23 protein-coding genes are annotated in these 24,336 nt (G+C 73.3%); 21 read left to right on the top strand and 2 right to left on the bottom strand.

Annotated elements, in window-relative coordinates; all coding sequences use genetic code 11:
* Positions 1-17 precede the first annotated feature (17 nt).
* The gene (locus ACIG47_RS08175) at positions 18-422 is read right to left on the bottom strand and encodes a hypothetical protein (protein ID WP_397417263.1); all 405 of its coding nucleotides are present in this window, start codon (positions 420-422) and stop codon (positions 18-20) included.
* A 228-nt stretch (positions 423-650) separates the two neighbouring features.
* Here ACIG47_RS08175 and ACIG47_RS08170 point away from each other — a divergent pair, with 228 nt between their 5' ends.
* The 3 genes from ACIG47_RS08170 (at position 651) to ACIG47_RS08160 (ending at position 4,371) form a co-directional block, all read left to right on the top strand.
* A complete protein-coding gene (locus ACIG47_RS08170) occupies positions 651-2,909 on the top strand; it encodes a hypothetical protein (RefSeq protein WP_397430381.1) in 2,259 nt (752 codons plus the stop codon).
* A gap of 74 nt (positions 2,910-2,983) precedes the next feature.
* Positions 2,984-3,526 carry a hypothetical protein gene (locus ACIG47_RS08165; protein ID WP_397417267.1) on the top strand — a complete coding sequence of 181 codons (543 nt, stop codon included), beginning with the start codon at positions 2,984-2,986 and terminating at the stop codon, positions 3,524-3,526.
* Between the two features lie 23 nt (positions 3,527-3,549).
* Complete coding sequence (locus ACIG47_RS08160) at positions 3,550-4,371, top strand: HAD family hydrolase (protein ID WP_397430380.1); 822 nt, start codon at positions 3,550-3,552, stop codon at positions 4,369-4,371.
* A 52-nt stretch (positions 4,372-4,423) separates the two neighbouring features.
* On the opposite strand, the gene ACIG47_RS08155 is transcribed toward ACIG47_RS08160, so the two are convergent.
* Positions 4,424-5,332 (bottom strand): RecB family exonuclease, encoded by a 909-nt coding sequence (locus tag ACIG47_RS08155; protein WP_397430379.1) that lies wholly within the window; start codon positions 5,330-5,332, stop codon positions 4,424-4,426.
* 92 nt (positions 5,333-5,424) lie between these two features.
* Here ACIG47_RS08155 and ACIG47_RS08150 point away from each other — a divergent pair, with 92 nt between their 5' ends.
* From ACIG47_RS08150 to ACIG47_RS08065, 18 genes are all read left to right on the top strand, one after another.
* Complete coding sequence (locus tag ACIG47_RS08150; protein WP_397430378.1) at positions 5,425-6,594, top strand: site-2 protease family protein; 1,170 nt, start codon at positions 5,425-5,427, stop codon at positions 6,592-6,594.
* 91 nt (positions 6,595-6,685) lie between these two features.
* On the top strand, positions 6,686-7,699 hold the full coding sequence (locus ACIG47_RS08145; protein ID WP_397430377.1) for a tRNA (adenine-N1)-methyltransferase: 1,014 nt from the start codon (positions 6,686-6,688) through the stop codon (positions 7,697-7,699).
* 141 nt (positions 7,700-7,840) lie between these two features.
* Entirely contained in the window at positions 7,841-9,502 is a 1,662-nt protein-coding gene (gene arc, locus ACIG47_RS08140; RefSeq protein WP_397417277.1) for a proteasome ATPase, read from the top strand.
* A 106-nt stretch (positions 9,503-9,608) separates the two neighbouring features.
* The gene (gene dop / locus ACIG47_RS08135; protein ID WP_397430663.1) at positions 9,609-11,270 is read left to right on the top strand and encodes a depupylase/deamidase Dop; all 1,662 of its coding nucleotides are present in this window, start codon (positions 9,609-9,611) and stop codon (positions 11,268-11,270) included.
* A 109-nt stretch (positions 11,271-11,379) separates the two neighbouring features.
* Positions 11,380-11,577 (top strand): ubiquitin-like protein Pup, encoded by a 198-nt coding sequence (locus ACIG47_RS08130; RefSeq protein ID WP_397417279.1) that lies wholly within the window; start codon positions 11,380-11,382, stop codon positions 11,575-11,577.
* Positions 11,574-12,413 (top strand): proteasome subunit beta, encoded by an 840-nt coding sequence (gene prcB / locus ACIG47_RS08125; RefSeq protein WP_397430376.1) that lies wholly within the window; start codon positions 11,574-11,576, stop codon positions 12,411-12,413. Before ACIG47_RS08130 ends, prcB begins: the two co-directional genes overlap by 4 nt.
* Entirely contained in the window at positions 12,410-13,306 is an 897-nt protein-coding gene (gene prcA / locus ACIG47_RS08120; protein WP_397430375.1) for a proteasome subunit alpha, read from the top strand. The genes prcB and prcA overlap by 4 nt, the downstream gene beginning before the upstream one ends.
* A 32-nt stretch (positions 13,307-13,338) precedes the next feature.
* Positions 13,339-14,700: a Pup--protein ligase gene (gene pafA / locus ACIG47_RS08115; protein ID WP_397417285.1), complete on the top strand. Its 1,362-nt coding sequence runs from the start codon at positions 13,339-13,341 to the stop codon at positions 14,698-14,700.
* A 73-nt stretch (positions 14,701-14,773) separates the two neighbouring features.
* Positions 14,774-15,733: an FKBP-type peptidyl-prolyl cis-trans isomerase gene (locus tag ACIG47_RS08110; RefSeq protein ID WP_397430374.1), complete on the top strand. Its 960-nt coding sequence runs from the start codon at positions 14,774-14,776 to the stop codon at positions 15,731-15,733.
* Positions 15,733-16,503, top strand: coding sequence for an imidazole glycerol phosphate synthase subunit HisF (hisF, locus tag ACIG47_RS08105; protein ID WP_397417289.1), 771 nt, complete (start codon positions 15,733-15,735; stop codon positions 16,501-16,503). Before ACIG47_RS08110 ends, hisF begins: the two co-directional genes overlap by 1 nt.
* A gap of 175 nt (positions 16,504-16,678) precedes the next feature.
* Positions 16,679-18,619 carry an ABC transporter ATP-binding protein gene (locus ACIG47_RS08100; protein WP_397430662.1) on the top strand — a complete coding sequence of 647 codons (1,941 nt, stop codon included), beginning with the start codon at positions 16,679-16,681 and terminating at the stop codon, positions 18,617-18,619.
* Complete coding sequence (locus tag ACIG47_RS08095) at positions 18,616-20,466, top strand: ABC transporter ATP-binding protein (RefSeq protein ID WP_397417291.1); 1,851 nt, start codon at positions 18,616-18,618, stop codon at positions 20,464-20,466. The genes ACIG47_RS08100 and ACIG47_RS08095 overlap by 4 nt, the downstream gene beginning before the upstream one ends.
* 53 nt (positions 20,467-20,519) lie before the next feature.
* Positions 20,520-20,906: a phosphoribosyl-AMP cyclohydrolase gene (gene hisI, locus ACIG47_RS08090; protein WP_397417293.1), complete on the top strand. Its 387-nt coding sequence runs from the start codon at positions 20,520-20,522 to the stop codon at positions 20,904-20,906.
* Complete coding sequence (locus ACIG47_RS08085) at positions 20,903-22,504, top strand: anthranilate synthase component I (RefSeq protein WP_397430373.1); 1,602 nt, start codon at positions 20,903-20,905, stop codon at positions 22,502-22,504. Before hisI ends, ACIG47_RS08085 begins: the two co-directional genes overlap by 4 nt.
* Positions 22,501-23,154, top strand: a complete 654-nt coding sequence (locus ACIG47_RS08080; protein ID WP_397430372.1) for a Trp biosynthesis-associated membrane protein — start codon at positions 22,501-22,503, stop codon at positions 23,152-23,154. The genes ACIG47_RS08085 and ACIG47_RS08080 overlap by 4 nt, the downstream gene beginning before the upstream one ends.
* A 75-nt stretch (positions 23,155-23,229) precedes the next feature.
* On the top strand, positions 23,230-23,490 hold the full coding sequence (locus ACIG47_RS08075; protein WP_397417299.1) for an HGxxPAAW family protein: 261 nt from the start codon (positions 23,230-23,232) through the stop codon (positions 23,488-23,490).
* 7 nt (positions 23,491-23,497) lie between these two features.
* Complete coding sequence (locus tag ACIG47_RS08070) at positions 23,498-23,788, top strand: DUF4190 domain-containing protein (protein ID WP_397430371.1); 291 nt, start codon at positions 23,498-23,500, stop codon at positions 23,786-23,788.
* Positions 23,772-24,245, top strand: a complete 474-nt coding sequence (locus tag ACIG47_RS08065) for a DUF2752 domain-containing protein (RefSeq protein WP_397430370.1) — start codon at positions 23,772-23,774, stop codon at positions 24,243-24,245. The genes ACIG47_RS08070 and ACIG47_RS08065 overlap by 17 nt, the downstream gene beginning before the upstream one ends.
* The last annotated feature ends 91 nt before the right edge of the window (positions 24,246-24,336 follow it).

The raw sequence follows: 24,336 nt of genomic DNA, 5'->3' as shown, positions 1-24,336 counted from the left end.
TCGCTGGCCCCCCGCCGTCAGAGCTCCGGTCGTCCGTTCACCATCCAGTCGCGGACCATCGCCGTCGCGCGGTGGTGGCCCGCCAGTGCTGCCTCGCGTGTCGCGTGCAGCTCCGCGTACTGCTCGGTGCAGTCGAGCTTGTCGTCCGGGGCGAGCACGCCGTCGGGGTCGAGCCGCTCGACGAAGACCATGGTCTCGTAGATCAACGGCGTGTGACCGCCCTCGCCGGGATCGGGCGAGGCCGCCGAGTCGACGCCGGTCCAGACCGTGGACACGTGGTAGAACCCGACCTGGTCGCGCGCGACGTGGCCGCTGCCCGCCCCCAGGCGCAGCACCGACCACTGGTCCTGCGTGATCGGGTTGCCGTCGAGGTCGTAGTACGTCCGCTGCGAGAGGCGCTCGAAGAAGTCGGGTCCGAACACGGTGTGCTTCCCTTCGGTCGATACCGGGACTCGCCGGCCGGAGCCGTCGATCGAGGGTCAGCATCGCCCACGAAGCCGTGGTGCGCGCGGCGGGGGTGTGGAACGCCGGGTCGGCGGAGCCGTGGCCCGGTGGCCTCCCGGCTCGGTGTGTTCTCCCTGCGTACGGGGCCGAGGCTCCGTTATCGTCGCACCTCGTGGCCGCCGGGACGGTGGGGGACGGGGGACGGGATGAGGGCGACGCTCGAGCACCTCGCCGGCGTGGTGCGTGAGCTCACCGGGCGGGCCGCGCCCGGCGTCCGGCCCGAGATCCTCGACGGCTGGCGCGTCGGGGACTGGCAGGCCGTGCTCCGGGACGTCCCGATCGACGAGCGTGCCTACGCGGACCGGTTCCAGGCCTCCCGGCAGCAGGAGATCGAGCTGCTGTGGGCCTGGTGGTCCGGTCCCGCCGGAGCCCGGGTACGCCCGCGCACCGCGGGATTCCTCGGGTTCTACCTGCTCACCCTCGTCGCGATGCACAGCTCGGACCGGATGCGGTTCCACGGCGACGCCCCCTGGGAGGTGACGGTCGCCGGCCGGGCGGCGGCGGACCTCAGCGCCGACCTGGTCGCGGACCCCGACGTGCAACGCGCCCTCGCCGCGCTCCACGAACCCGGTGCCGGTTCCGCGCAGGCGCGGGCGGAGTGGGCGGCCCTGGACCTCACCAGCCTCGAGTTCTACCGGCACGGCACGACGTCGATCATCCTCACCGGGCGGGTCGCGGCACCGTCCCGCGGGCGCACCGCGACCTTCGCCCTCAAGTGCGTGCTCCACCCCTACCTGACCATCCCGGCCGTCGTGGACGCCACCCGCGGCTACCACGCCCTGCACGGGCGGCCGGACGCCGAGGAGTCCCCGGCCGTGCCGGTCTGGGCCAGCCACGACAGCTGGATCCTCATGGACCTGGTGCGCGGCCCGACGCTCGCCGAGCACCTCGCGCGGCGCGCCGCCGAGCAGCCCGCCCCGCCCGCACGGGAGATCCTGCGGCCGCTGGACACCCCGGCCCTGCGCGACCTGGGCGGCGCCCTGCTCGCGGCGCTCGCGGAGCTGGAACGGGAGGGCCGGCGCCACGACGACCTCGCACCGTCCAACATCATCGTCCGGGACGAGGGCCCGGGGCGGGTCCGGCTGCGGTTCGTCGACCTCGGGGTCAACCACCTCCATGCCCGCACCATCACGGGCCAGGGGCAGGGCGAGAGCGTGTACGCGGCGCCCGAGGTGCGGCGCGACGGCGCCGGGCACCCGCGGGCCGACCTCTACTCGCTGGGCGCGCTGCTGATCACCGTCGCCGGGATCCCGCAGACCCCGGACGGCACCGTGCCCGACCAGTTCTACGTGACATCGGTGGGGCTGGCCCGGCTCCTGGAGGACCTCACCGACGCCGACCCCGACCGCCGGCTCCTGGTGACGCCGACCGACCCGTCGGCGCCCAGGTTCGCGCAGATCGGCCGGGTCTTCGCGGACGAGGTGGCGATCCTCGAGCAGGACGGCCGCGAACGCCCGCGCGGCACGCTGCAACGGCTCCGGGACCTCTCGCCGGGCGCGGGCACCGTGGCGCGGGAGCGCCGCAAGGTGCAGGCCCGCACCCGCCAGGTACGGGACGCCACCGGAGCGGCGCACCTGCGGCAGGCACGGCGGCTCCAGCGGTGGGCGTGGCTCTCCGCGGCGCTGCTGTGGTGCGCCACCGCGCTGGTCGTGACCTGGTGGTCGCGCGACCTCGGGTTGTCCTGGCAGGCACGGTGGTTCGACATGGCGGACGAGGTCTCCGGCCGCTCGGGGCTGGGACTGATGTTCCTCGACGACGTCCGGGCACCCGACTACCCCGTGCCGGACCCGTGGGGGAACCTGCCGGTGCGGCTGGTGACGTTCACGTTCGCGCTGGTCTCCGCGCGGCTGTACCTGAACGTCTTCGCCGAGCTCAGCACCGTCTGGGCGTTGCCCCGCGGCCGGCGGGCCCGCGCCCGGGCCGTGGCCGCGGAGGTCGGGCTGCGCTCGCTGGCGGTCCTGCCGGCGCTCTACGTCGTGCTGCCCACGCTCGTGCAGCGCGACTGGTGGCCGCAGGGCACGCTCGTCGGCCACGTCACCTTCGCCGTCGTGGTCCAGGCGTGCCTCTGGTTCGCCTGGGACACCAACGCCCGCGCCCGTGCCGCCGGGCTCTCGTCCGTGCCCCAGGGCGAGATCGCGACGCTCGGCCGCCTCGCGGCGTGGCAGCCCACCGTCGCGGTGTACCTCGTGCCGATCGTCGCCATCGGCACGCTGCTGTCCTTGGGGCTCGTGCAGGACGAGCTGGTCTACGCGTGCTTCGTCAGCCTGATCAACCTGGGCATCTTCTACCCCAAGAGCGCCGGGACGGACGCGCCCTACATCCGCGCGGGGATGAACCGGGCCGCGCTCGCGGCCGAGCGGCTGGAACACCTGGAGCGCACGCGAACCGTGTCTGCTATGCCCTGAAATGACTGATTGCTCCGCCACGGATCACACCGATCGACGCGCGGACCACCCCGGATCCGGGCGAGTATGAACTAATGCTCAACCTGCGAAATCACCGAGCGCTGCTGTCGACGGTCGGCGCGTTCCTCGTCGCCAGCACCGGGAGCGGCATCGCCTGGTCGGAGGCCGGCGGCCACCGGGAGCCCGCGGACCTGCTGCTCGACGCCGTGGAGCACAGCGAGTCGACCATGCGCGAGTACATCGACGAGGTGAGCGAGCGGTTCGACCAGATCGAGTCCGCGTCCGACGCCGCCCGGCAGGAGCGCCTGGCCACCGCCCTCATGGCGGACGTGCCCGGTCTCGCGAAGGACGCCCGGGAAGGCGTCCTGGCCGCCCGGTCGCAGGCCCAGGCCGTGCCGCTGGCCGACGGCGGCGAGCTCGACCGCGCGCGGGACGCCTACGTGGCGCACATGGACGCCTGGATCGCGGAGTACGACGAGGCGATGACTGCCCCGGCCGGCGTCGTCGACATCGAGCCCGAGGTGAACCGGACGTTCGACGAGGCGGTCGTGGCGTTCGAGCGGACCGGGCTGGAGGGTGCCCGGGAGGACCGGATGGAGACGCTCCTCGCGGACTGAACGGCCGCCTGATCAGTGCCGGAATGCCGGGAACTGTGCCCGCGCATGGGACGCTGTGCCCTGCGGGCCGTCGCGCGCCAGCGCCGGACCGCGCACGTGCGCACGACGAGCCAGAGGAGAGCATCCTGAGTACCGCGCTTCCGCCCGAGTCCGACGTCCCCGTCCCGGCAGGTCCCGGCCCCCGCGCCGTCCTGTTCGACATGGACGGCACCCTCGTCGACTCCGAGCCCTACTGGATGCTCGCCGAGCGCGAGATCGTCGCCGAGCACGGCGCGACGTGGACCCACGAGGACGCGCTCGGCGCCGTCGGGCAGGCCCTGACGACCACCGGTGCCATGCTGCGCGACGCCGGCGTGCCGCTCGAACCGGACGAGATCGTCGCGTGGCTGGTGGCCCGCGTGAACGAACAGCTGCGCGAGCGCGTGCCGTGGCGTCCCGGGGTGCTGGAGCTGCTCGGCGACCTGCGTGCCGCGGGAGTCCCGTGCGCGATCGTCACCATGTCCTACCGCAGCCAGGCCGAGGTCGTGGCCGGCGGAGCCCCCGAGGGCACCTTCACCCACCTCGTCACCGGCGACGAGGTGACCCACGGCAAGCCCCACCCGGAGCCGTACCTCGTGGCTGCCGGGCTGCTCGGCGTGCGGCCCGAGGACTGCGTGGCCATCGAGGACTCGGGGCCCGGCATCACGTCCGCGCTCGCGTCGGGCGCCCGCACGCTCGGTGTGCCGGCCGAGGTGCCCGTGCCGGCGCGCCCGGGCCTCAGCCGCGCCGCGTCGCTCAAGCAGGTTGACCTGGAGGTGCTGGGCCGGATCGCCGCGGGCGAGGTCGTCGACCTGCTCGGCGACTGAGCCACCGGCCCGGTCCCGGCCCCGGCTCGGCCCGTGGCGGGCCGGGCCGGGCTCAGCCCGTGATCCCCAGCCGCAGCGCGACCGCGCCCTCGGGAACCTCCGGCGGCGTGCCGCCGAACTCCGGGCACAGCGCCTGGTGCGCGCACCATCCGCAGAGCTTGGACCGGCGGGGCTTCCACTCGCCGCTGCGGGCCGACTCCTCGATCGCCGACCAGACCGCGCGGATCTTCTGCTCCGTGTGCTCCAGGTGGGCGGTCGTCGGCTCGCCCCGCAGCACCTGGCCGTCGCCCAGGTAGACGAGCTGGAGCATCTTGGGCAGCACGCCTCGCTCGCGCCACAGCACCAGGCCGTAGAACCGCATCTGGAACACGGCCGACGACTCGTAGCCCGGACGCGGCGACCGGCCCGTCTTGTAGTCCACGACCCGCACGGCGCCGTCCGGCGCGACGTCCAGGCGGTCCACGATGCCGCGCAGCAGCGGCCCGCCGTCGAGCTGGGACTCGACCAGCAGCTCGCGCTCGGCCGGCTCCAGCCGGTTCGGGTCCTCCAGCGTGAAGTACGTGCCCAGGAGCGAACCCGCACCCGCGAGCCAGCCCGCGCGGTCCTGCCCGTCCGGGCCCACCCCGTCCGTGAACAGCGACGCGTACCGCTCGTCCGCCTCCAGCAGCCGGTCCCACTCGCCCGGCAGCAGGTCGTGCGCGGCCGCCAGCGTGCGCTCACCGAGCGGCGCGTCGTACAACCGCTCCAGCACGGCATGCACCAGCGTGCCCCGCGCGGCCGCGGCCGACGGCGGCTCCGGCAGCCGGTCCACGGTGCGGAACCGGCACAGCAGCGGGCACTGCATGAAGTCGTTGGCGCGCGACGGCGAGAGAGCGGGCGGCCGCGAGGGAGCCGTCACGACCGCCGCCGCGCCCGTCTCGGTCGCCACGTCCGGCCCCGGGGTTACCTCCGTCGTCGTCATGCCCCCACCCTAGGGGCGGCCACCGACATCCTCCGGGAGCTGTCCACAGCGTGCCGTCTCCACCCGGGCGGACGGCCGGATAGGTTGGACCGGTGACCACCTCGGAGCCCGCCTCCACTCCCGCACCGCCCGCCCCGCAGCGCTCGAAGGGGTTCGTCGTCGGCCGCGTCGCCGGCGCGCCCGTGATCATCACCCGGTCCTGGTTCCTCGCTGCCCTCATCCTGACCGTCCTGTTCGTGCCCAACGTCCAGGCGATCGCCCCCGGGCTCGGCGCCGGCGCCTACCTGGTGGCCTTCGTCTTCGTCCTGCTCCTGTTCGCGTCCGTGTTCCTGCACGAGACCGCGCACGCGCTCGTGGCCCGGGCGCGCGGCCAGAACGTGACCGAGCTGGCCGTCACGCTCTGGGGCGGCCACACCGCCTACACCGGCGGCCTGGGCCGACCGCTCGACGGCTTCCTCGTCGCCGTGGTCGGGCCGCTGACGAACCTGGCGCTCGCGGCCGGCTTCTGGCTCGCCTACCAGGCCTCGCCGGTGCTGAACGTGCCGACGCTCCTGCTGTACGCGGGAGCCGTCTCCAACGCGTTCGTCGGCGTGTTCAACCTGCTGCCGGGCCTGCCGCTGGACGGCGGGCAGATCCTCGAGTCCTTCGTCTGGGCGGTCACGGGCAGGCGCACCACGGGCACGATCGTCGCCGGCTGGGTGGGCCGCCTCGTCGCCGTCGGCGTGCTGCTGTGGGCGCTGGTCCTGCCGCTCGTGCAGGGCACCAGCCCCAACCTCACCACCGTGCTCTGGTCGGCGCTGATCGGCGCCTTCCTCTGGGCGGGGGCCGGTGCGGCGATCGCCAACGGCCGGCGGCGCGAGGCCGTCGACGCGCTGTCCGCGCGGTCCCTCGCCGCCCCCGCGCTCGTGGTGCCGCTCGGCTCGACCGTCACAGAGGCGCTGGCGGCGCGCGCCGCCGCGGGGGCCGGTGCGGCAGCGCACCGCATCGTCGTCGTCGGCCACGGCGACCTCCCGCTCGCGGTGGTGGACGACGCCGCCGTCGCCGCCGTGCCCGCCCAGGCCCGGGACCTGACCCAGGTCGACGCCGTGGCGGTGCCCTTCGTCCACGGGTCCCAGGTGGACCCCGAGCTGGCCGGCACGCGCCTCCTGGAGCACCTCGCGCGCAGCTCCGGCGGGGCGCGGCTGGTCCCCGTCGTCGAGGCCGGCCGCGTCACCGGGGTGCTCGACCTCGCCGACGTGGCGCGCGCGATCCGCGGGACCTGAGCCGGCCGGGTGCACCGTCGCCCGCGGCGCTCCGCCGCGGCGGCCCGCCGGCGGACGCGGGGGCCCGGCCCAGCGCCTAGGATTGTCCGTCGTGACCACACCCACCGATATCCCGACCGCCACCGGCGCCGAGCTGCGCCGCGGCCCGTTCCGCGTGGGCGACAAGGTCCAGCTCACCGACCCCAAGGGCCGCCTGCACACCATCACGCTGCAGCCCGGCGGGACGTTCCACACGCACAAGGGCTACTTCAAGCACGAGCAGATCATCGGGCAGCCCGAGGGCACCGTGGTGGTCAACACCGCGGAGATCGAGTACCTGGCGCTGCGCCCGCTGCTCGCCGACTACGTCCTGTCGATGCCGCGCGGTGCCGCCGTCGTCTACCCCAAGGACGCCGCCCAGATCGTCGCGATGGCGGACATCTACCCGGGCGCGCGCGTGGTCGAGGCCGGGGTGGGCTCCGGTGCGCTGACCATGTCGCTGCTGCGTGCCGTGGGCGACGCGGGCCACGTGCACTCCATCGAGCGGCGCGAGGACTTCGCGGCCATCGCCCAGGGCAACGTCGAGACGTTCTTCGGCGGGCCGCACCCGGCGTGGCAGCTCTCGGTCGGCGACCTGGCCGACGTGCTGCCCGAGGTCGCCGAGCCCGGCTCGGTCGACCGGGTGGTGCTGGACATGCTCGCACCCTGGGAGAACGTGGACGCCGTCGCCGCGGCGCTCGCCCCCGGAGGCGTGCTCGTCTGCTATGTGGCCACCACGACCCAGCTTTCGCGCACAGCAGAAGACCTGCGTGCCGACGGCCGGTTCGCCGAGCCGGCGGCCTTCGAGACGATGGTCCGCGGGTGGCACCTGGAGGGTCTGGCCGTGCGACCCGAGCACCGGATGATCGGCCACACCGGCTTCCTGATCACCGCCCGCCGGCTGGCTGACGGCGTGGTGCCGCCCGAGCGGAAACGGCGTCCTGCCAAGGGTGCGTACCCCACGGCGCCCGAGGCGGAGTGGACGGCGGAGGACCTGGGGGAGCGGGCCGTGTCCGACAAGAAGGTCCGCAAGGTTCGTCGTGACCTGGGCGTTGCGCCGCAGGACGGAAGCATCCCGTCCGCGTGAACGGCCTGTAACGATCGAGTACCTCGGACGTCTCAAACGGGTGTTCTTACTCCCGGTGTGTCGGTGACTGTGCTTAGAGTGCTGTTCTCGGAGGCGTTTGCGTCATATGGTCGCCTCCCGGGCCCTACGAGAGGGGATGTCATGACCGAGAACACGTCAGGATACAACCATCCCGAGAACGAGTCTTTGCCGAGCCGCGACTACGAGCGCCAGATCGCCCTCCTCTCAGCCAAGAACGAGCGCCTCGCGGAAGCCCTCCGCGCGGCGCGCGACCAGATAGTCGAGCTGAAGAAACAGCTCGACGACCTTGCCAAGCCGCCGGGGACGTACGCCGTCTTCCTGGGGGCCCACCCCGACGGGTCGGTGGACATCTCCTCGGCCGGCCGCAAGATGCACGTGTCCGCCAGCCCCAGCCTGGACGTGACCCGCCTGAGCCCGGGCCAGGAGGTGAAGCTCAACGAGGCGATGACGGTCGTCGGCGCCGGCGACTACGAGCGCACGGGCGAGCTGGTCACCGTGAAGGAGATGCTGGGCGGCGACCGCGTCCTCGTGGTCGGCCGCGCGGACGAGGAGCGCGTGGTGCGCCTCGCCGGCTCCGTGATGGACGTGCCCCTGCGCGTGGGTGACTCGCTCACCGTCGACACGCGCAGCGGCTTCGTGTTCGAGGTCGTGCCGAAGTCCGAGGTCGAGGAGCTCGTGCTCGAAGAGGTCCCGGACATCGAGTACGAGGACATCGGTGGCCTCGGCCCGCAGATCGAGGCCATCCGTGACGCGGTCGAGCTGCCGTTCGCGCACCCGGACCTGTTCCGGGAGCACGGGCTGCGCCCGCCCAAGGGCGTCCTGCTGTACGGCCCGCCCGGCTGCGGCAAGACGCTGATCGCCAAGGCGGTGGCGCACTCCCTGGCAGGGATGGTCGCCCGCGCCAACGGGGGCAACCCCGAGGTGAAGAGCTACTTCCTCAACGTCAAGGGCCCGGAGCTCCTGAACAAGTACGTCGGCGAGACCGAGCGGCACATCCGCCTGATCTTCGCCCGCGCACGGGAGAAGGCTGGCCAGGGCATGCCCGTCGTGGTCTTCTTCGACGAGATGGAGTCGCTGTTCCGTACCCGCGGTACCGGCCTCTCCTCCGACGTCGAGACGACGATCGTCCCGCAGCTGCTCGCCGAGATCGACGGCGTGGAGCGGCTCGACAACGTCATCGTGATCGGCGCGTCCAACCGCGAGGACATGATCGACCCCGCGATCCTGCGCCCCGGACGCCTCGACGTGAAGATCAAGATCGAGCGGCCGGACGCCGAGGGCGCCAAGGAGATCTTCGGCAAGTACCTCACCAAGGAGCTGCCCGTCCACGCGGAGGACCTGGCGGAGTACGGCAACAACGTCTCCGAGGCGCTGGACGGCATGATCACCTCGGTCGTGGAGCGCATGTACTCCGAGGACGAGGAGAACCAGTTCCTGGAGGTCACCTACGCCTCCGGTGACAAGGAGACCCTCTTCTTCAAGGACTTCAACTCCGGTGCCATGATCCAGAACGTCGTGGACCGGGCCAAGAAGAACGCGATCAAGGACTTCCTGGCCACGGGGCAGAAGGGCATCCGCGTCGAGCACCTGCTCACCGCCTGCGTCGACGAGTTCAAGGAGAACGAGGACCTCCCGAACACGACCAACCCGGACGACTGGGCCCGCATCAGCGGCAAGAAGGGCGAGCGCATCGTCTTCATCCGCACCATCGTCCAGAAGAAGGGCGAGGGCGCCACGCCCCGCACCATCGACACCGTCCAGAACACCGGCCAGTACCTCTGACAGCCATCGGGACAGGGTCCGTGTCCGCCGCCCGGCGGACGCGGACCCTGCCTCACCAACGGGACTACTCCGGCATAGGGTGGTGGACGTGAGCGTGCGTCGAGTGATGGGCATCGAGACCGAGTACGGAGTGCTGCAGCCGGGTCGTCCCCTGGCCAACCCCATGCTGCTGTCCAGCCAGGTGGTGACGACCTACCGGGCCATCTCCACGCGGACCGAGGGCACGGGGGGCCGGGCCCGCTGGGACTACGACGACGAGGACCCGCTGCAGGACGCGCGCGGGTTCCACCTCGACCGTGCCTCGGCGCAGCCGTCGATGCTGACCGACGACCCGGCGCGGCCGGCGCCGTCGGGCCCCGTGACCGGGCAGGTGCCCGTCGTGGAGCCCGGGCTGCCGGGCCGCGGGCGGCGCCGGTCGGGCTCCACGCAGGAGGTCGAGCGGCCGGCCACGGAGGAGTACGACGACCCCAGTGCCGCCAACGTGATCCTCACCAACGGCGCGCGCCTCTACGTGGACCATGCGCACCCCGAGTACTCCTCGCCGGAGGTCATGACCCCCGAGGACCTGGTGCGCTGGGACGTCGCCGGCGAGCGCGTGATGCTGTCCGCGCTGCGGGAGCTGGCCGGCTTCCCGGGCAGCGAGGTGGTGCTCTACAAGAACAACGTGGACGGCAAGGGAGCCAGCTACGGCACGCACGAGAACTACCTCGTGAACCGGTCGCTGCCGTTCACGACGCTCGCCGAGCTGATCACGCCGTTCCTCGTCACGCGGCAGGTGTTCACGGGTTCGGGCCGTGTGGGGCTGGGGGCGACCAGCGGCACCGCCGGCTACCAGATCTCGCAGCGCGCCGACTACATCGAGGCCGAGATCGGTCTGGAGACCACGCTGCGCCGGCCGATCGTGAACACGCGCGACGAACCGCACGCCGACCGGCAGCGCTGGCGGCGCCTGCACCTCATCCTCGGCGACGCCAACCTGATGGAGGTGCCCACCTATCTCAAGGCGGGTGCGACGTCGCTGGTGCTGTGGGTGCTGGAGCACCTCGACGAGCTGGCCGAGGCGGGCGTCGACGCCCGCGGTGAGCTCGGCGCGCTGCGGCTGGCCGCCCCGGTGAGCGACGTGCAGAAGGTCTCGCGCGACCTGACCCTGTCCGTCCCGCTCGACCTGGCCGACGGGCGCACGATGACGGCGCTGGAGATCCAGGGCGAGGTCGCGGACGTCGTGCGGCGCTCGCTCAAGGTGCTCGGCACCGACGCGGAGTCGGACGCCGTGCTGGACCGCTGGGCGTCGGTCGTGGAGCGTCTGGGCACCGACCCGGCCTCCTGCGCGCGCGAGGTCGAGTGGGTCGCCAAGCTGCGGCTCCTGGACCGGCTGCGCTCGCGCGACAACCTGGAGTGGGACCACCCGCGGCTGCACGCCATGGACCTGCAGTGGTCCGACGTGCGGCCCGAGCGCGGCATCTACCACCGCCTGCTCGCCAAGGGCGCGGTGGACCGGATCGTCGACGAGGAGAGCGTCGCGCGGGCGGTGCTCCACCCGCCGGTCGACACCCGCGCGTACTTCCGCGGCGAGGTGATGGCCCGCTACGGCGGCCAGGTCTCGGCGGCGAGCTGGGACTCGGTGATCTTCGACGTGGACGGGTCCCAGGCGCTCCAGCGCGTGCCGATGCTCGACCCGACCCGCGGGACCAGGCATCACATCGGGGCGCTGCTCGACGCGAGCCCGGACGCGGGGGCGCTGCTCGACGGACTCTCCGGGCGGAGGTGACCTTCGATGTCAGTGGTACCGCCTAGGGTCGGCCACTAGGGTCAAGCTCCAGGGTCAGGGCCTAGGCTTCAGGACCAGCGTTACGTCAGAGAATCACCAGGAGGCGATCATGGCCGGTCAGGAAAGAATCAACCCGTCACACGAGGACCGCACTCCGGACGACGACGCCGAGACCCCGGCGCCCGCCGCCGCGGCACCGCAGAAGGACGACGACGAGGTCGACGCCCTGCTCGAGGAGATCGACGAGGTGCTCGAGACGAACGCCGAGTCGTTCGTGCGCGGATTCGTCCAGAAGGGTGGGCAGTGAACCTGAACGCAGACCGCACCGCAGGCCGACTCCCGGACGCCTTCCTGCGTCCGGGATCGTCGTCCTTCGTGGACTTCCTGGCCGAGCACGCCCCCGACCGGCTGCCCGGGAACCGCGTCATGCCCGCGGGCGTGACCGACCCGGCGACCCTGTCCCCGCACGCCACCACGATCGTGGCCCTGACCTTCGACGGCGGCGTCCTGCTGGCAGGTGACCGCCGTGCCACCGCAGGGCCCATGATCGCCAGCCGCAGCATCGAGAAGGTGTTCCCGGCCGACGAGTACTCGGCGGTCGGCATCGCCGGCTCGGCCGGCATCGGGCTGGAGCTGGTGCGCCTGTTCCAGCTCGAGCTGGAGCACTACGAGAAGATCGAGGGCTCGCTGCTGTCCCTCACGGGCAAGGCGAACCGGCTGGCCACCATGCTGCGCGGCAACCTCGCGATGGCGATGCAGGGTCTGGCCGTGGTGCCGCTGTTCGCGGGCTACGACCTGGACAAGGGCATCGGCCGGATCTTCAGCTACGACGCCACCGGCGGCCGGTACGAGGAGCACGAGCACCACGGCGTGGGCTCGGGATCGCTCTTCGCGCGGGGTGCCCTGAAGAAGCTGTGGCGGCACGGGATGGACGCCGACGAGGCGGTCCGGGTCGCGGTGGAGTCGTTGTACGACGCCGCGGACGACGACTCGGCGACGGGCGGACCGGACACCGTGCGCGGCATCTTCCCGGTGGTCGCGGTCGTGTCCGCGGACGGGTACGAGCGCGTCGAGGACGCAGAGGTCTCCCGCGTGGCGGAGCAGATCGTGGCGCAGCGCCGAGACAGGGGGTACCTCGCATGAACATGCCGTTCTACGTCTCGCCCGAGCAGCTGATGAAGGACCGGGCGGACTTCGCCCGCAAGGGCATCGCCCGGGGCCGGTCCGTGGTGGTGCTCGCCTACGAGGGCGGTATCGCCTTCGCGACGGAGAACCCGTCGCGGGCCCTGCACAAGATCTCGGAGATCTACGACCGCATCGCGTTCGCGGCCGTGGGCAAGTACAACGAGTTCGAGAATCTGCGGGTGGCCGGCGTGCGGTACGCCGACATGCGCGGGTACTCCTACGACCGGTCCGACGTGACGGCGCGCGGCCTCGCCAACGCGTACGCGCAGACGCTGGGCACGGTGTTCATCACCGAGTCCAAGCCGCTCGAGGTCGAGATCGTCGTGGCCGAGGTGGGCGCCCAGGCCGCGGACGACCAGATCTACCGGCTCACCTACGACGGCACGGTGGCCGACGAGCACGGCTTCGTGGTCATGGGCGGCCAGGCGGAGCAGCTCGGCCGGCGCGTCAAGGAGGGGTGGCGGGCGGACCTGTCGCTCGGGGAGGCGCTCCGGCTGGCCGTGGCGGCTCTCGGCTCGGGCGAGGGTTCGACGCCGCGCACCATCGAGGCGGCCCAGCTCGAGGTGGCGGTGCTGGAGCGCGACCGCCCGCGCCGGGCGTTCCGCCGGCTGAACCGGCAGGTCCTGGCGGACCTGCTGGCGCAGGGCGACGACGCTCCGCCGACCGACGCGAAGCCGGTCCCGGAGGGTGGCCCGCCTGAGCCGGGCACGCCGGAGCAGCCCACCGGCGAGCAGCCGACCGAGAAGCAGCCGACCGAGGAAGAGCCCACCGAGCCCACCGAGAAGCCGACCGGGAACAAGCCCGACGACGGGCCGGAGGCGTCCGGCACCTCGTCCGGGACCGACCACTAGCAGCGCGTTCCGCGAACGGGGAGGGGAAGTCCATGGACCGTAGGATCTTCGGTCTCGAGACCGAGTACGGCGTGACGTGTGCCGCTGACGACGGGCGTGGTCTGTCCGCCGACGAGGTGGCCCGCTACCTGTTCCGGAAGGTGGTGGCGTGGGGCCGTTCCTCGAACGTGTTCCTGAGGAACGGCTCCCGCCTCTACCTCGACGTGGGTTCGCACCCGGAGTACGCGACGGCCGAGTGCGACGACGTGCGCCAGCTCGTCGCCTACGACCGCGGCGGTGAGCGCATCCTGGAGGGCCTGGTCGCGGACGCCCAGCAGCGCCTGGAGCACGAGGACCTGCCGGGCAAGATCCACCTGTTCAAGAACAACACCGACTCGGCGGGCAACTCGTACGGGTGCCACGAGAACTACCTGGTGCGCCGGTCGGGGGACTTCTCGCGGCTGTCCGACGTGCTGGTGCCGTTCCTCATCACCCGGCAGATCCTGGTGGGGGCGGGCAAGGTGCTCTCGACGCCCCGGGGTGCGGTGTTCTGCCTGTCGCAGCGGGCCGACCACATCTGGGAGGCGGTCTCCAGCGCCACGACGCGCTCGCGGCCCATCATCAACACCCGCGACGAGCCGCACGCGGACGCCGAGCTGTACCGGCGCCTGCACGTGATCGTCGGCGACTCGTCGATGGCCGAGCCCACCACGATGCTCAAGGTGGGCACCACGGACCTGGTGCTGCGGCTGGTCGAGGCCGGTGTGCCGATGCGGGACCTCACCCTGGAGAACCCGATCCGGGCGATCCGGGAGATCAGCCACGACCGCACCGGCAAGCACGCCGTGACGCTGGCCAACGGCCGCACCATGACGGCCGTCGAGATCCAGTCGGAGTACTACGAGCGGGCGCGGGAGCTGGTGGAGGCCAACCTGGAGGTCACGCCGGTGGTCAAGCAGGTGCTCGACCTGTGGGAGCGTGGCCTGCGCGCGCTGCAGACCGAGGACCTGACGCTCGTGGACCGGGAGCTGGACTGGGCCATCAAGCTCAAGCTGATCCGCCGCTATCAGGAGAAGCACGGCATGGGCCTGGACGACCCGCGCATCGCCCGGCTCGACCTGGCCTACCACGACATCTCGCGCACGGAGGGGCTGTACAACCTGCTCGCGGCCCGGGGCATGGTGGAGCGGGTCACCACGGACCTGGAGGTCTTCGAGTCCACGGCGGTGCCGCCGCAGACCACGCGGGCCAAGCTGCGCGGCGACTTCGTCCGGGCCGCCCAGGAGGCGCGCCGGGACTACACGGTGGACTGGGTGCACCTCAAGCTGAACGACCAGGCCCAGCGCACGGTGCTGTGCAAGGACCCGTTCAAGAGCGTGGACGACCGGGTGGAGCGCCTCATCGAGAGCATGTGACCGAACGCGTGCCCCGGGCGCTCGTCGTGGACGGGTCCCGGGGCACGCCCGTGTCCGTGGGAGACTTGCGCGAGTGAGCTCCTGGGTCCGTGTCGTCGCCGGTGCACTGGCCGCGGCGGTCATGACCGGGACCGCCGCGTGCGCCCCCGCCTCCCTGCCGGTCGAGGTGGGCCCGGCGCCGTCGTCGTCGGTGTCGCAGGAGCCCGTGCAGGTGACCGGGGCGAACGGCGCACCGCCCACGCTGGAGTACGACAAGCCGTTCGACGTGGTCCGGTCCGGTTCGCGCACGGTCTGGCCGGGCACCGGCGACATGCTCGAACGGGACGACCCCGTGCTGCTGAACCTGTACGCCGAGGACGGTCGCGACGGCACGGAGCTGCAGAACACGTTCCGCACGGCGCCCGCGGCGTACACGATGACCGAGTCGTCGCTCGGCAACGACCTCTTCGAGGCGCTGGAGGGTCAGCGGGTCGGCGCCCGGCTGTCGCTCCTGGACGAGCAGGACGGCGTGCCGGTGCTGGTCGTGGTCGACGTGCTGCCCGCGCGGGCGTCCGGCACCGCGGGCGAGCCGCCCGGCAAGGGGCTGCCGCAGGTCCGGCTGGACGACCTCGGTGCGCCCACGGTGCGGGTCCCGGACGCCGAACCGCCGTCGGACCTGGTGGTGCACCCGCTGATCCGCGGGGCCGGGCCTCAGGTCCGGGCGGGGCAGATCGTGACGGTCGAGTTCACGGCCGTGCGCTGGAGCGACGGGAGCGTGGTCGACACGACGTGGACCGAGGGCACCCCGCCGCAGTCCGCGGAGATCGGCATCGGCAAGCTGGTCGAGGGCTGGGACCAGGGGCTCCTGGAACAGACCGTGGGCTCCCAGGTCATGCTGGTGGTGCCGCCGGACAGCGGCTACGCCGACACCACGAGCCGGCTCGCCGGCGAGACGATGGTGTACGTCGTCGACATCCTCGACACGCACCAGGCGGTCGCAGAGGACGAACCCCGGCAGGCCGGGGACGAGAAGACACAGGAAGAGGAGGGCTGATGTCCGTCGCGATCCGTGTGATCCCGTGCCTGGACGTCGACGCGGGCCGGGTGGTCAAGGGCGTCAACTTCGCGGACCTGCGTGACGCCGGGGACCCGGTCGAGCTCGCGGGCCGGTACGACGCCGAGGGCGCCGACGAGCTGACGTTCCTCGACGTGTCCGCCTCGTCGGGCGACCGCGCGACCATGGTCGACGTGGTGCGGCGCACCGCCGAGCAGGTGTTCGTGCCGCTCACCGTGGGCGGCGGCGTGCGCTCGACCGACGACGTGGACCGGCTGCTGCGCGCCGGCGCCGACAAGGTCGGCGTGAACACCGCCGCCATCGCACGGCCGGAGCTCATCGCCGAGATCGCGCAGCGCTTCGGCTCGCAGGTGCTCACCCTGAGCGTCGACGCGCGCCGCGTCACCGGCGACGTCACCACGCCGTCGGGCTACGAGGTCACCACGCACGGCGGGCGCCGGGGCACGGGGATCGATGCCGTCGAGTGGGCCGAGCGGGCGGCGAAGCTGGGCGCGGGGGAGATCCTGCTCAACTCGATGGACGCCGACGGCACCACCGCCGGGTTCGACCTGGAGATGCTCCGCGCGGTGCGCGAGCGGGTGCACGTGCCGCTCGTCGCGTCCGGCGGGGCCGGCACGCCGGAGCACTTCGTCGAGGCGGCACGCGCCGGGGCGGACGCCGTGCTGGCCGCGTCGGTGTTCCACTTCGGCGCGCTCACCGTGGGGCAGGTCAAGGACGCGATGCGGGCCGCCGGCCTGGAGGTTCGCTGACACCGGACGGGCCGCGCCCGGACGGGCGGTTGACCTCAACATAGGTTCAGGTCGTAGCGTCGTCGACGCCCAGGGCGAAATACCGTCGAATCGATTCCCGGGCCGTGAGAAAATCAGAGCACCCCCCGAGAAGCGAGGTCTTGCCGTGCCCCCAGACGCCCCGCGCACCGCACCGATGGCCCTCACCGGCTCTCGTGTCCGGCGCTCGCTCGCCCTCATGTGGCGCGGCATGCGCGCCCACCCCGGCCTCTACGTCCTGGCCGTGGGCGCGTCGGGCCTCTTCGGGGCCCTGACGGTGGCCGTCAGCCGGGCGGTCGGCTGGGCCACCGACACGGTGGTGGTCCCCGCGATCGCAGGCGACGAGTCCGCCCGCGACCGGATCTGGCTCGCCGGGTTCGTGCTCGCCGCCGTCGCGCTGTCGCTCGCCCTGGCCGTGGCCGGGCGGCGCATCTGGGCCGGGTACGGCGTGGTCGCCATCCAGGCCGACCACCGCACCGCCCTGACCCGGCAGTACCTGCGCCTGCCCGGGTCCTGGCACCGCGCCCACCCGGCCGGCCAGCTCCTGAACCACACCACCTCGGACACCGAGGCCGCCACCGGCGTCTTCAACCCGCTGCCGTTCGCGCTCGGCGTCGTGGTCATGATCGGCGTCGCCGTGGGCATGCTCCTGGCCGTCGACCCCTGGCTGGCCCTCGCGGCGCTCGCCGTCATCCCGATCACCGTCGCCGTCAACGCCGTCTACCAGCGGCACATGTCGCCCGCGGTCACCCGGGCGCAGCGGCTGCGCGGCGACGTCGCCGACGTCGCGCACGAGAGCTTCGAGGCGGCCCTCCTGGTCAAGGCCCTCGGTACCGAGGGGCGCGAGGAGAGCCGGTTCGACGCCCGCACGCAGGAGCTGCGCGCCGCGAACGTCCGCGTCGGCATCGTCCGCTCGCTGTTCGACCCCGTCATCCAGACCCTCCCGGCGGTCGGCACCCTGCTGGTGCTCGGCATCGGCACCTGGCGCGTCGCGACCGGGGACATCGTGGCGGGCGACGTCGTCACCGCCGCCTACCTGCTCACGATGATGACCGTGCCGGTCCAGGCCTTCGGCTGGGTGCTCGGTGAGCTGCCCCGCGCCCTGGTCGGCTACGAGCGCATCGCGCAGGTCGTCGACTCCACCGGCGCGCTCGCGTACGGCGACGCCCGGCTGCCCGCCCGTCGCGGCGGGCTGGCCGTCCGGCTGGAGGGCGTCGGCGTCGACGTCCCTGCCACCGGTGGCGCGCTCGGCCGGACCATCACGCTGCTCGACGGTGTGGACGTGGCCGTCGAGCCAGGTGCCACCGTGGCCGTCGTGGGCAGCACCGGGGCCGGCAAGACCACGCTCGTGAGCCTCCTGGCCCGGCTGTCGGACCCGACGCGCGGTCGCGTGCTCCTGGACGACGTCGACGCGCGGACCCTCGCCGACGGCGAGATCCCCGCCCATGTCGCCCTCGTCACGCAGACCACGTTCGTCTTCGAGGACACCGTGCGCGGCAACGTCACGCTCGCCGACCCGGGCGCCCCCGGCTCGCCGTCCGACGACGAGGTGTGGCACGCCCTGGAGCTCGCCCGCCTCGCCGACACCGTGCGCGGGCTGCCGGGCGGCCTCGACGCCCCGCTCGGCGAGCGCGGTGCCAACCTCTCCGGCGGTCAGCGTCAGCGGCTCGCCATCGCGCGCGCCCTGGTGCGTGCGCCGCGCCTGCTCGTGCTCGACGACGCGACCAGCGCCGTCGACCCGCGGGTCGAACAAGAGATCCTGCGCGGCCTCGCCGACGACACGGCGGGCGCCGGACCCGGCCGCGGCACGACGGTGATCATGGTCGCCTACCGGATGTCGTCGGTGGCGCTCGCGGACCGTGTGGTCCACGTCGACGGCGGGCGGGTCGTCGACACCGGAACGCACGCCGAGCTGATGGCGCGCGACGCCGGCTACCGCGAGCTCGCCACCGCCTACGAGGCGGAGACGGAGCGCCGCGAGCAGGAGCGGGCCGACGCTGCCGCGGCGGGCGGCGACGTGGGCGGCGACGTGGGCGACGGCGTGGGCCGCGACCTGGGCGACGCGCTGGACGACGAGCTGGAAGAGGTGTCCCGATGACCGCGACGACCGACGCACCCGAGGCGGACGGCACGGACGTCCCCGAGGACCTGCTCGACGCCGACGGCGCCCGCATCGAGTCCGCCAGCCGCCTCGGCGTGCTGGCGACGCTGCGGCGGGGCATCGAGCTCAGCCCCGAGATCACCCGCGGGCTGTGGCTCACCCTCGGCCTGGCGGCTCTGGCGGCGGCCGGCCGCGTGGTGGTGCCGCTCGCGGTGCAGCAGACCATCGACGTCGGCATCCTGGCCGACGGCGGGCCCGACGCGGGGCGGGTGGCGCTCCTGGCGCTGCTCGCCACGGGTGCGCTCGTGCTGGCCGGGCTGTGCGCGGCGCTGGTGAACGTGCGCCTGTTCCGCTCGGCCGAGGCCGGGCTCGCGACGTTGCGCACCACGGCGTTCCGGCACGTGCACGACCTGTCGACCCTCACGCAGAACACCGAGCGCCGCGGCGCGCTGGTCTCGCGCGTGACCAACGACGTGGACACGGTGTCGCTGTTCGTGCAGTGGGGCGGCATCATGCTGCTCGTCAACGTGCTGCAGGTGATCGTGGCGACCGCTCTGATGCTGGTCTACTCGCCGATCCTGACCGCAGTGGTGTGGGTCGCCTTCGTGCCGATGTTCCTCGTGATCCGGTACGGGCAGAAGTACGTGAACCGTGCCTACACGCTGGTGCGCGAGCGCGTCGGCGCGATGCTCGGCGCCGTCTCGGAGTCGGTGGTGGGTGCAGAGACGGTGCGCGCGTACGGCGCCGCCGAGCGCACGGGCCGCCGCATCGGCGACGCCGTCGAGGCCACCCGCAGCGCCCAGGCCCGGTCGCAGGTGCTGGTCGCGGCCACGTTCTCCTCGGGCGTGCTGATCTCCAACCTGGTGCTGGCGATCGTGGTGGTCGTGGGCACGCTGCTCGGCGTGGGCGGCGGGCTGACGGCGGGCCAGCTCGTCGCGTTCCTGTTCCTCGTGCAGCTGTTCACGGGACCGGTGCAGATGGCCACGGAGATCCTCAACGAGCTGCAGAACGCCGTGGCCGGCTGGCGGCGCGTGATCGCCGTCATCGAGACGCCGGTGCAGGTGGCCGAGAAGCCGGGCGCCGTCGCGCAGGAGCGGGGGCCTGCCCACGTGACGCTGCGGGACGTGCGGTTCGCCTACCCGGGCGGACCCGAGGTGCTGCACGGCGTGACGCTGGACCTGCCGCCGCGCACCAAGGTCGCCGTGGTGGGCCAGACCGGTTCCGGCAAGACCACCATCGCCAAGCTGGTCACGCGGCTCATGGACCCGACCTCGGGTGCCGTGGAGCTCGACGGCACCGACCTGCGCGACCTCTCGTTCGCCTCCCTGCGTGAGCGCGTGGTGCTGGTGCCGCAGGAGGGCTTCCTGTTCGACGGCACCGTGCTCGACAACGCGGCCTACGGGCTGCGCGCGCCGGACGCCGACCCGCGGGCCGCCGTGGAGCGGGCCTTCGCCGAGCTCGGGCTCCTCGACTGGGTGGCCGACCTGCCCGACGGGCTGGACACCGCGGTGGGCCAGCGCGGCGAGGCGCTCTCGGCGGGGGAGCGGCAGCTCGTCGCGATCGCGCGCGCCTACCTCGCGCAGCCGGACCTGCTCGTGCTCGACGAGGCGACCTCCGCGGTGGACCCGGCGACCGAGGTGCGGATCGCGCGGGCCCTGGACTCGCTGACGGCGGGCCGTTCCACCATCACGATCGCGCACCGGCTCTCGACCGCCGAGGCGTCCGACCTCGTGGTCGTGGTGGACCAGGGGCACGTCGCCGAGGTGGGCCCGCACGAGGAGCTGGCGGCGGCGGACGGCATCTACGCCCGCATGCACGCGAGCTGGGTCTCCCAGACCCGCTGACCAGATCTCGGGCCCGGTGGGGGCGGGGGTCGCGGACGTGGCAGGATTCTCTGGTGCCCGAAGTTCTAGATCCCACGATCGCAGCCCGGCTCAAGCGGGACGACGCCGGCCTGGTGGCCGCCGTCGTCCAGCAGCACGACACGGGCGAGGTGCTCATGGTCGGCTGGATGGACGACGAGGCGTTGCGCCGCACCCTCACCGAGGGCCGGGTGACGTTCTGGTCGCGCAGCCGCCAGGAGTACTGGCGCAAGGGGGACACGTCCGGGCACGCCCAGTACGTCAAGGCCGCGAGCATCGACTGCGACGGCGACGCCCTGCTGGTCCGCGTGGACCAGGTGGGAGCCGCCTGCCACACGGGCACCCGCACGTGCTTCGACGCCGGCGGTGACCTGGGCGCGGTGGTGGGCGAACGCGACCAGCAGGACGAGGAGACCCGGTGACCCAGCTCGACAGCCAGCCAGCCACCCACGAGGCGAGCCCGGCGACCGCGCCGGCCGACCTGCCGTGGGGCCGCACCTGGCCGAGCCTGCCGGAGTTCCGCGCGATGGCCGCCGACCGCCGGGTGATCCCGGTGGTCCGCCCGCTGCTGGCCGACGACGCGACGCCCGTCGGCCTCTACCGCACGCTCGCCGGGAGCCGGCCCGGCAGCTTCATCCTGGAGTCCGCCGAGTCCGGGGTGTGGGCGCGGTGGTCGTTCGTCGGCGTCGCATCCCGCGCGACGCTGACCAGCGACCGGGGACGGGCCGTCTGGACCGGTGACGTGCCGGTCGGCATCCCGACGCAGGGCGACGTCGTCGACGTGCTGGAGGCCGCCCTCGACGCGCTGCGCACGCCCGGCGTGGCCAACCTGCCGCCGCTCACCGGCGGTCTGGCGGGCGTGCTCGGGTGGGACGTCGTGCGGCACTGGGAGCCCACGCTGCCGGCCACCGCGCCGGACGAGGTGGGTGCGCCGGAGCTCGCCCTGTGCCTCGCGACCGACCTGGCCGTGGTCGACCACCGCGAGGGCACGGTCTGGCTCGTCGCCAACGCGATCAACGCCGACGCCACCGACGACCGTGTCGACGAGGCCCACGCGGACGCCGTGGCCCGGCTGGACGCCATGGAGGCCCGGCTCGCCGCCGCCGGACCGCGTGTCACGTCGGTCGTGGCCGAGGTCCCGGAGCCGGAGCTGGAGTTCCGCTCGACCCGCCAGGAGTTCGAGGACGCGGTGCTCGCCGGCAAGGAGGCGATCCGCGACGGCGAGGTGTTCCAGGTGGTGCTCTCCCAGCGCCTCGACCTGGACTGCCCGGCCGACCCGCTGGACGTGTACCGCGCGCTGCGGACCATCAACCCCAGCCCGTACATGTACTACTTCCACCTGGCCAAGCCGGACGGCACCGAGTTCTCCGTCGTGGGCTCGAGCCCGGAGACGCTGGTCAAGGTCGACGACGGCCACGTCACCACCTACCCGATCGCCGGTTCGCGGCCGCGCGGCGCGCACCCGGAGGAGGACGCCGAGCTCGGCGAGGAGCTCCTGGCCGACCCCAAGGAGCGGGCCGAGCACATCATGCTCGTCGACCTGTCCCGCAACGACCTGGTCAAGGTCTGCGAGCCGACCAGCGTCGAGGTGGTCGAGTTCATGAAGGTGCGGCGGTTCAGCCACATCATGCACATCTGCTCCACCGTCGTGGGCCGGCTCCGTGCCGGCCGCAGCGCCCTGGACGCGCTGCGGGCGACGTTCCCGGCCGGCACCCTGTCGGGTGCGCCCAAGCCCCGGGCCATCGCCCTGATCGACGAGCTGGAGCCCGCCTCCCGCGGCATCTACGGCGGCGTGTGCGGCTACTTCGACTTCGGCGGCAACATGGACATGGCCATCGCCATCCGCACCGCGTACATCTCCGGCGGCCGCGCCAGCGTCCAGGCGGGCGGCGGCATCGTGGCCGACTCGGTGCCCGCCCTGGAGTACGCCGAGTCGCGGAACAAGGCCGCCGCGGCGGTGCGCGCCGTGCAGCTCGCCTCCCGGCTGGCGCCGCTGCGGACCTCCGGAGGTGCCGAGTGACCCGGACCCGCACCGTCCTGGCGCTGCTCGTCCTGGGCGCGCTCACCTTCGGCACGGGGTCGCCCACCTGGGTGACCACCACCGTCGCCACGGCGCTGGAGCCCGAGGTGGCCGTCGCCGCCGCGGGGACCTCGGCGGCCCCCGGCGTCGGCGCCGGGGCGCTCGTGCTGCTCGCCGCTGGGATCGCGTGCGCCCTCACGGGGCGGGTGGCCCGGTACGTGGCCCTCGTCGTCGCTGCCGCGGCCGGCGTCCTGGTGGTGGTCAGCACGCTCGCCGTCGTCGCCGACCCGACCCCGGCGGCCACCGCTGCCGCGTCCGCCTCCAGCGGTGTCACGGATCTCACGTCGCCCGTCGTGCTGACGGCGTGGCCGTGGGCCGCCGTGGCCACCGGTGTGCTGGCCGTCGTCGTCGCCGTCTGGGGCGGCGTGGCGGCCCGCGGCTGGGCGGCGACGTCCGGGCGGCACGAGCGCGCGGGCGCGCCCGCTGCGGGCGGCCAGGCCGCCCCGGGCACCCAGCCCGCCGCCGGCGCCGGCACGACGGAGCCCGGCGCCGGGCCCCACCCCGGGCCCGGCGGCGAGCCCGACGGCGAGATCGACCCCCACGACGCCTGGGACGCCCTGTCCCGCGGCGACGACCCGACCGGGCGCTGACCCCCGGGCCGCTCACCTGCCGGTGAGCGGTTAGGCTGAGCGCGTACCGCACGACACGAAAGGCACCCACCTGCGATGACCGAGAACAAGCCCGAGATCGCCTACCTGCCGCCGGCGGTCCCGCCGCACAACCACGGCCACACGGTCGCTGCGTGGGTGACGATGGTCGGTATCACGCTGGGCGTGCTGATCTCCTCGTGGGGTGTCATCGTGGCGCAGACCTCGTCCTCCTGGGGCGTCGTGTTCGTGCTCGGCTTCGTCGTGATCGGTGTCTCGCTGATCGCCGGCCTGGTGCTGCGCAACCTGGGGCTCGGTCAGAAGAAGGTCCAGCGGTAGGTCCGCCATGACCGAGCTCGCGATGGCCGCAGCGCCCCGCTCCCACCCCCGCAACAGCCTGGGGGTGTGGTCGCTGGTGCTGGGCATCGCGTCGGTCGTGCTGGCGCTCGGCGCCCTCACGGGCGTGCCCGCCATCATCCTCGGCAACCAGGGCCGGCGCGCCGTGCGGGCCGGCGAGGCCGACAACGAGGGCATGGCGCTGACCGGCGTCGTGCTCGGCTGGATCTCGCTGGCCATCCTGGCGGGCGTCATCGTGCTGGTGGTCGCCCGCTTCCTGGCGGGTGGGACCCATTCTTGAGCAGGCCGGGAAGCAGGCCGGGAAGCCCGCCGCCCCGGCGGCTGCCGGGAACGGCGGCCTCCCGCGGGCGCTCCGGGCGCCGCTGCTGACCGGTGCCTCCGTCGCGGCGGCCACGCTCCTGCTGGCCGTCCGCGACCCGCACGTGCGCGGTTCCTACGGGTTCTGCCCGCTGCTGGAGCTGACCGGCCTGGCCTGCCCGCTGTGCGGGGGCCTGCGGGCCACGCACGACCTGGCGCACCTCGACCTCGCGGGCGCGTGGTCGGCCAACGCCCTGTGGACCGTCGCCGCCCCCGTGGTGGTGGCCCTCTGGGTGGCCTGGCTGGTGTCCGCTGCCCGCGGGCGGCCGGTCCGGGGGCTGTCGAGCACCGCGGGCTGGGTCACCCTGGGCGTCGCGCTCGCGTTCTTCGTGGCCCGCAACCTCCCCGCGCTGCAGCCGTACCTGACCCCCTGGCTCTGATCCCGGCGCGACCAGAGCGGGATCCGACCGGGATCTGACGAGGCGTCGTCTCACGGTCCGGGAGTGGTCAGGACCACACCCCGGCTCCGCC

This window comes from Promicromonospora sp. NPDC052451 (assembly GCF_044547525.1).
GTDB lineage: Bacteria > Actinomycetota > Actinomycetes > Actinomycetales > Cellulomonadaceae > Promicromonospora.
Note: the sequence above shows the minus strand (reverse complement) of the source record. Positions and strands in the feature narration are given on the sequence as shown.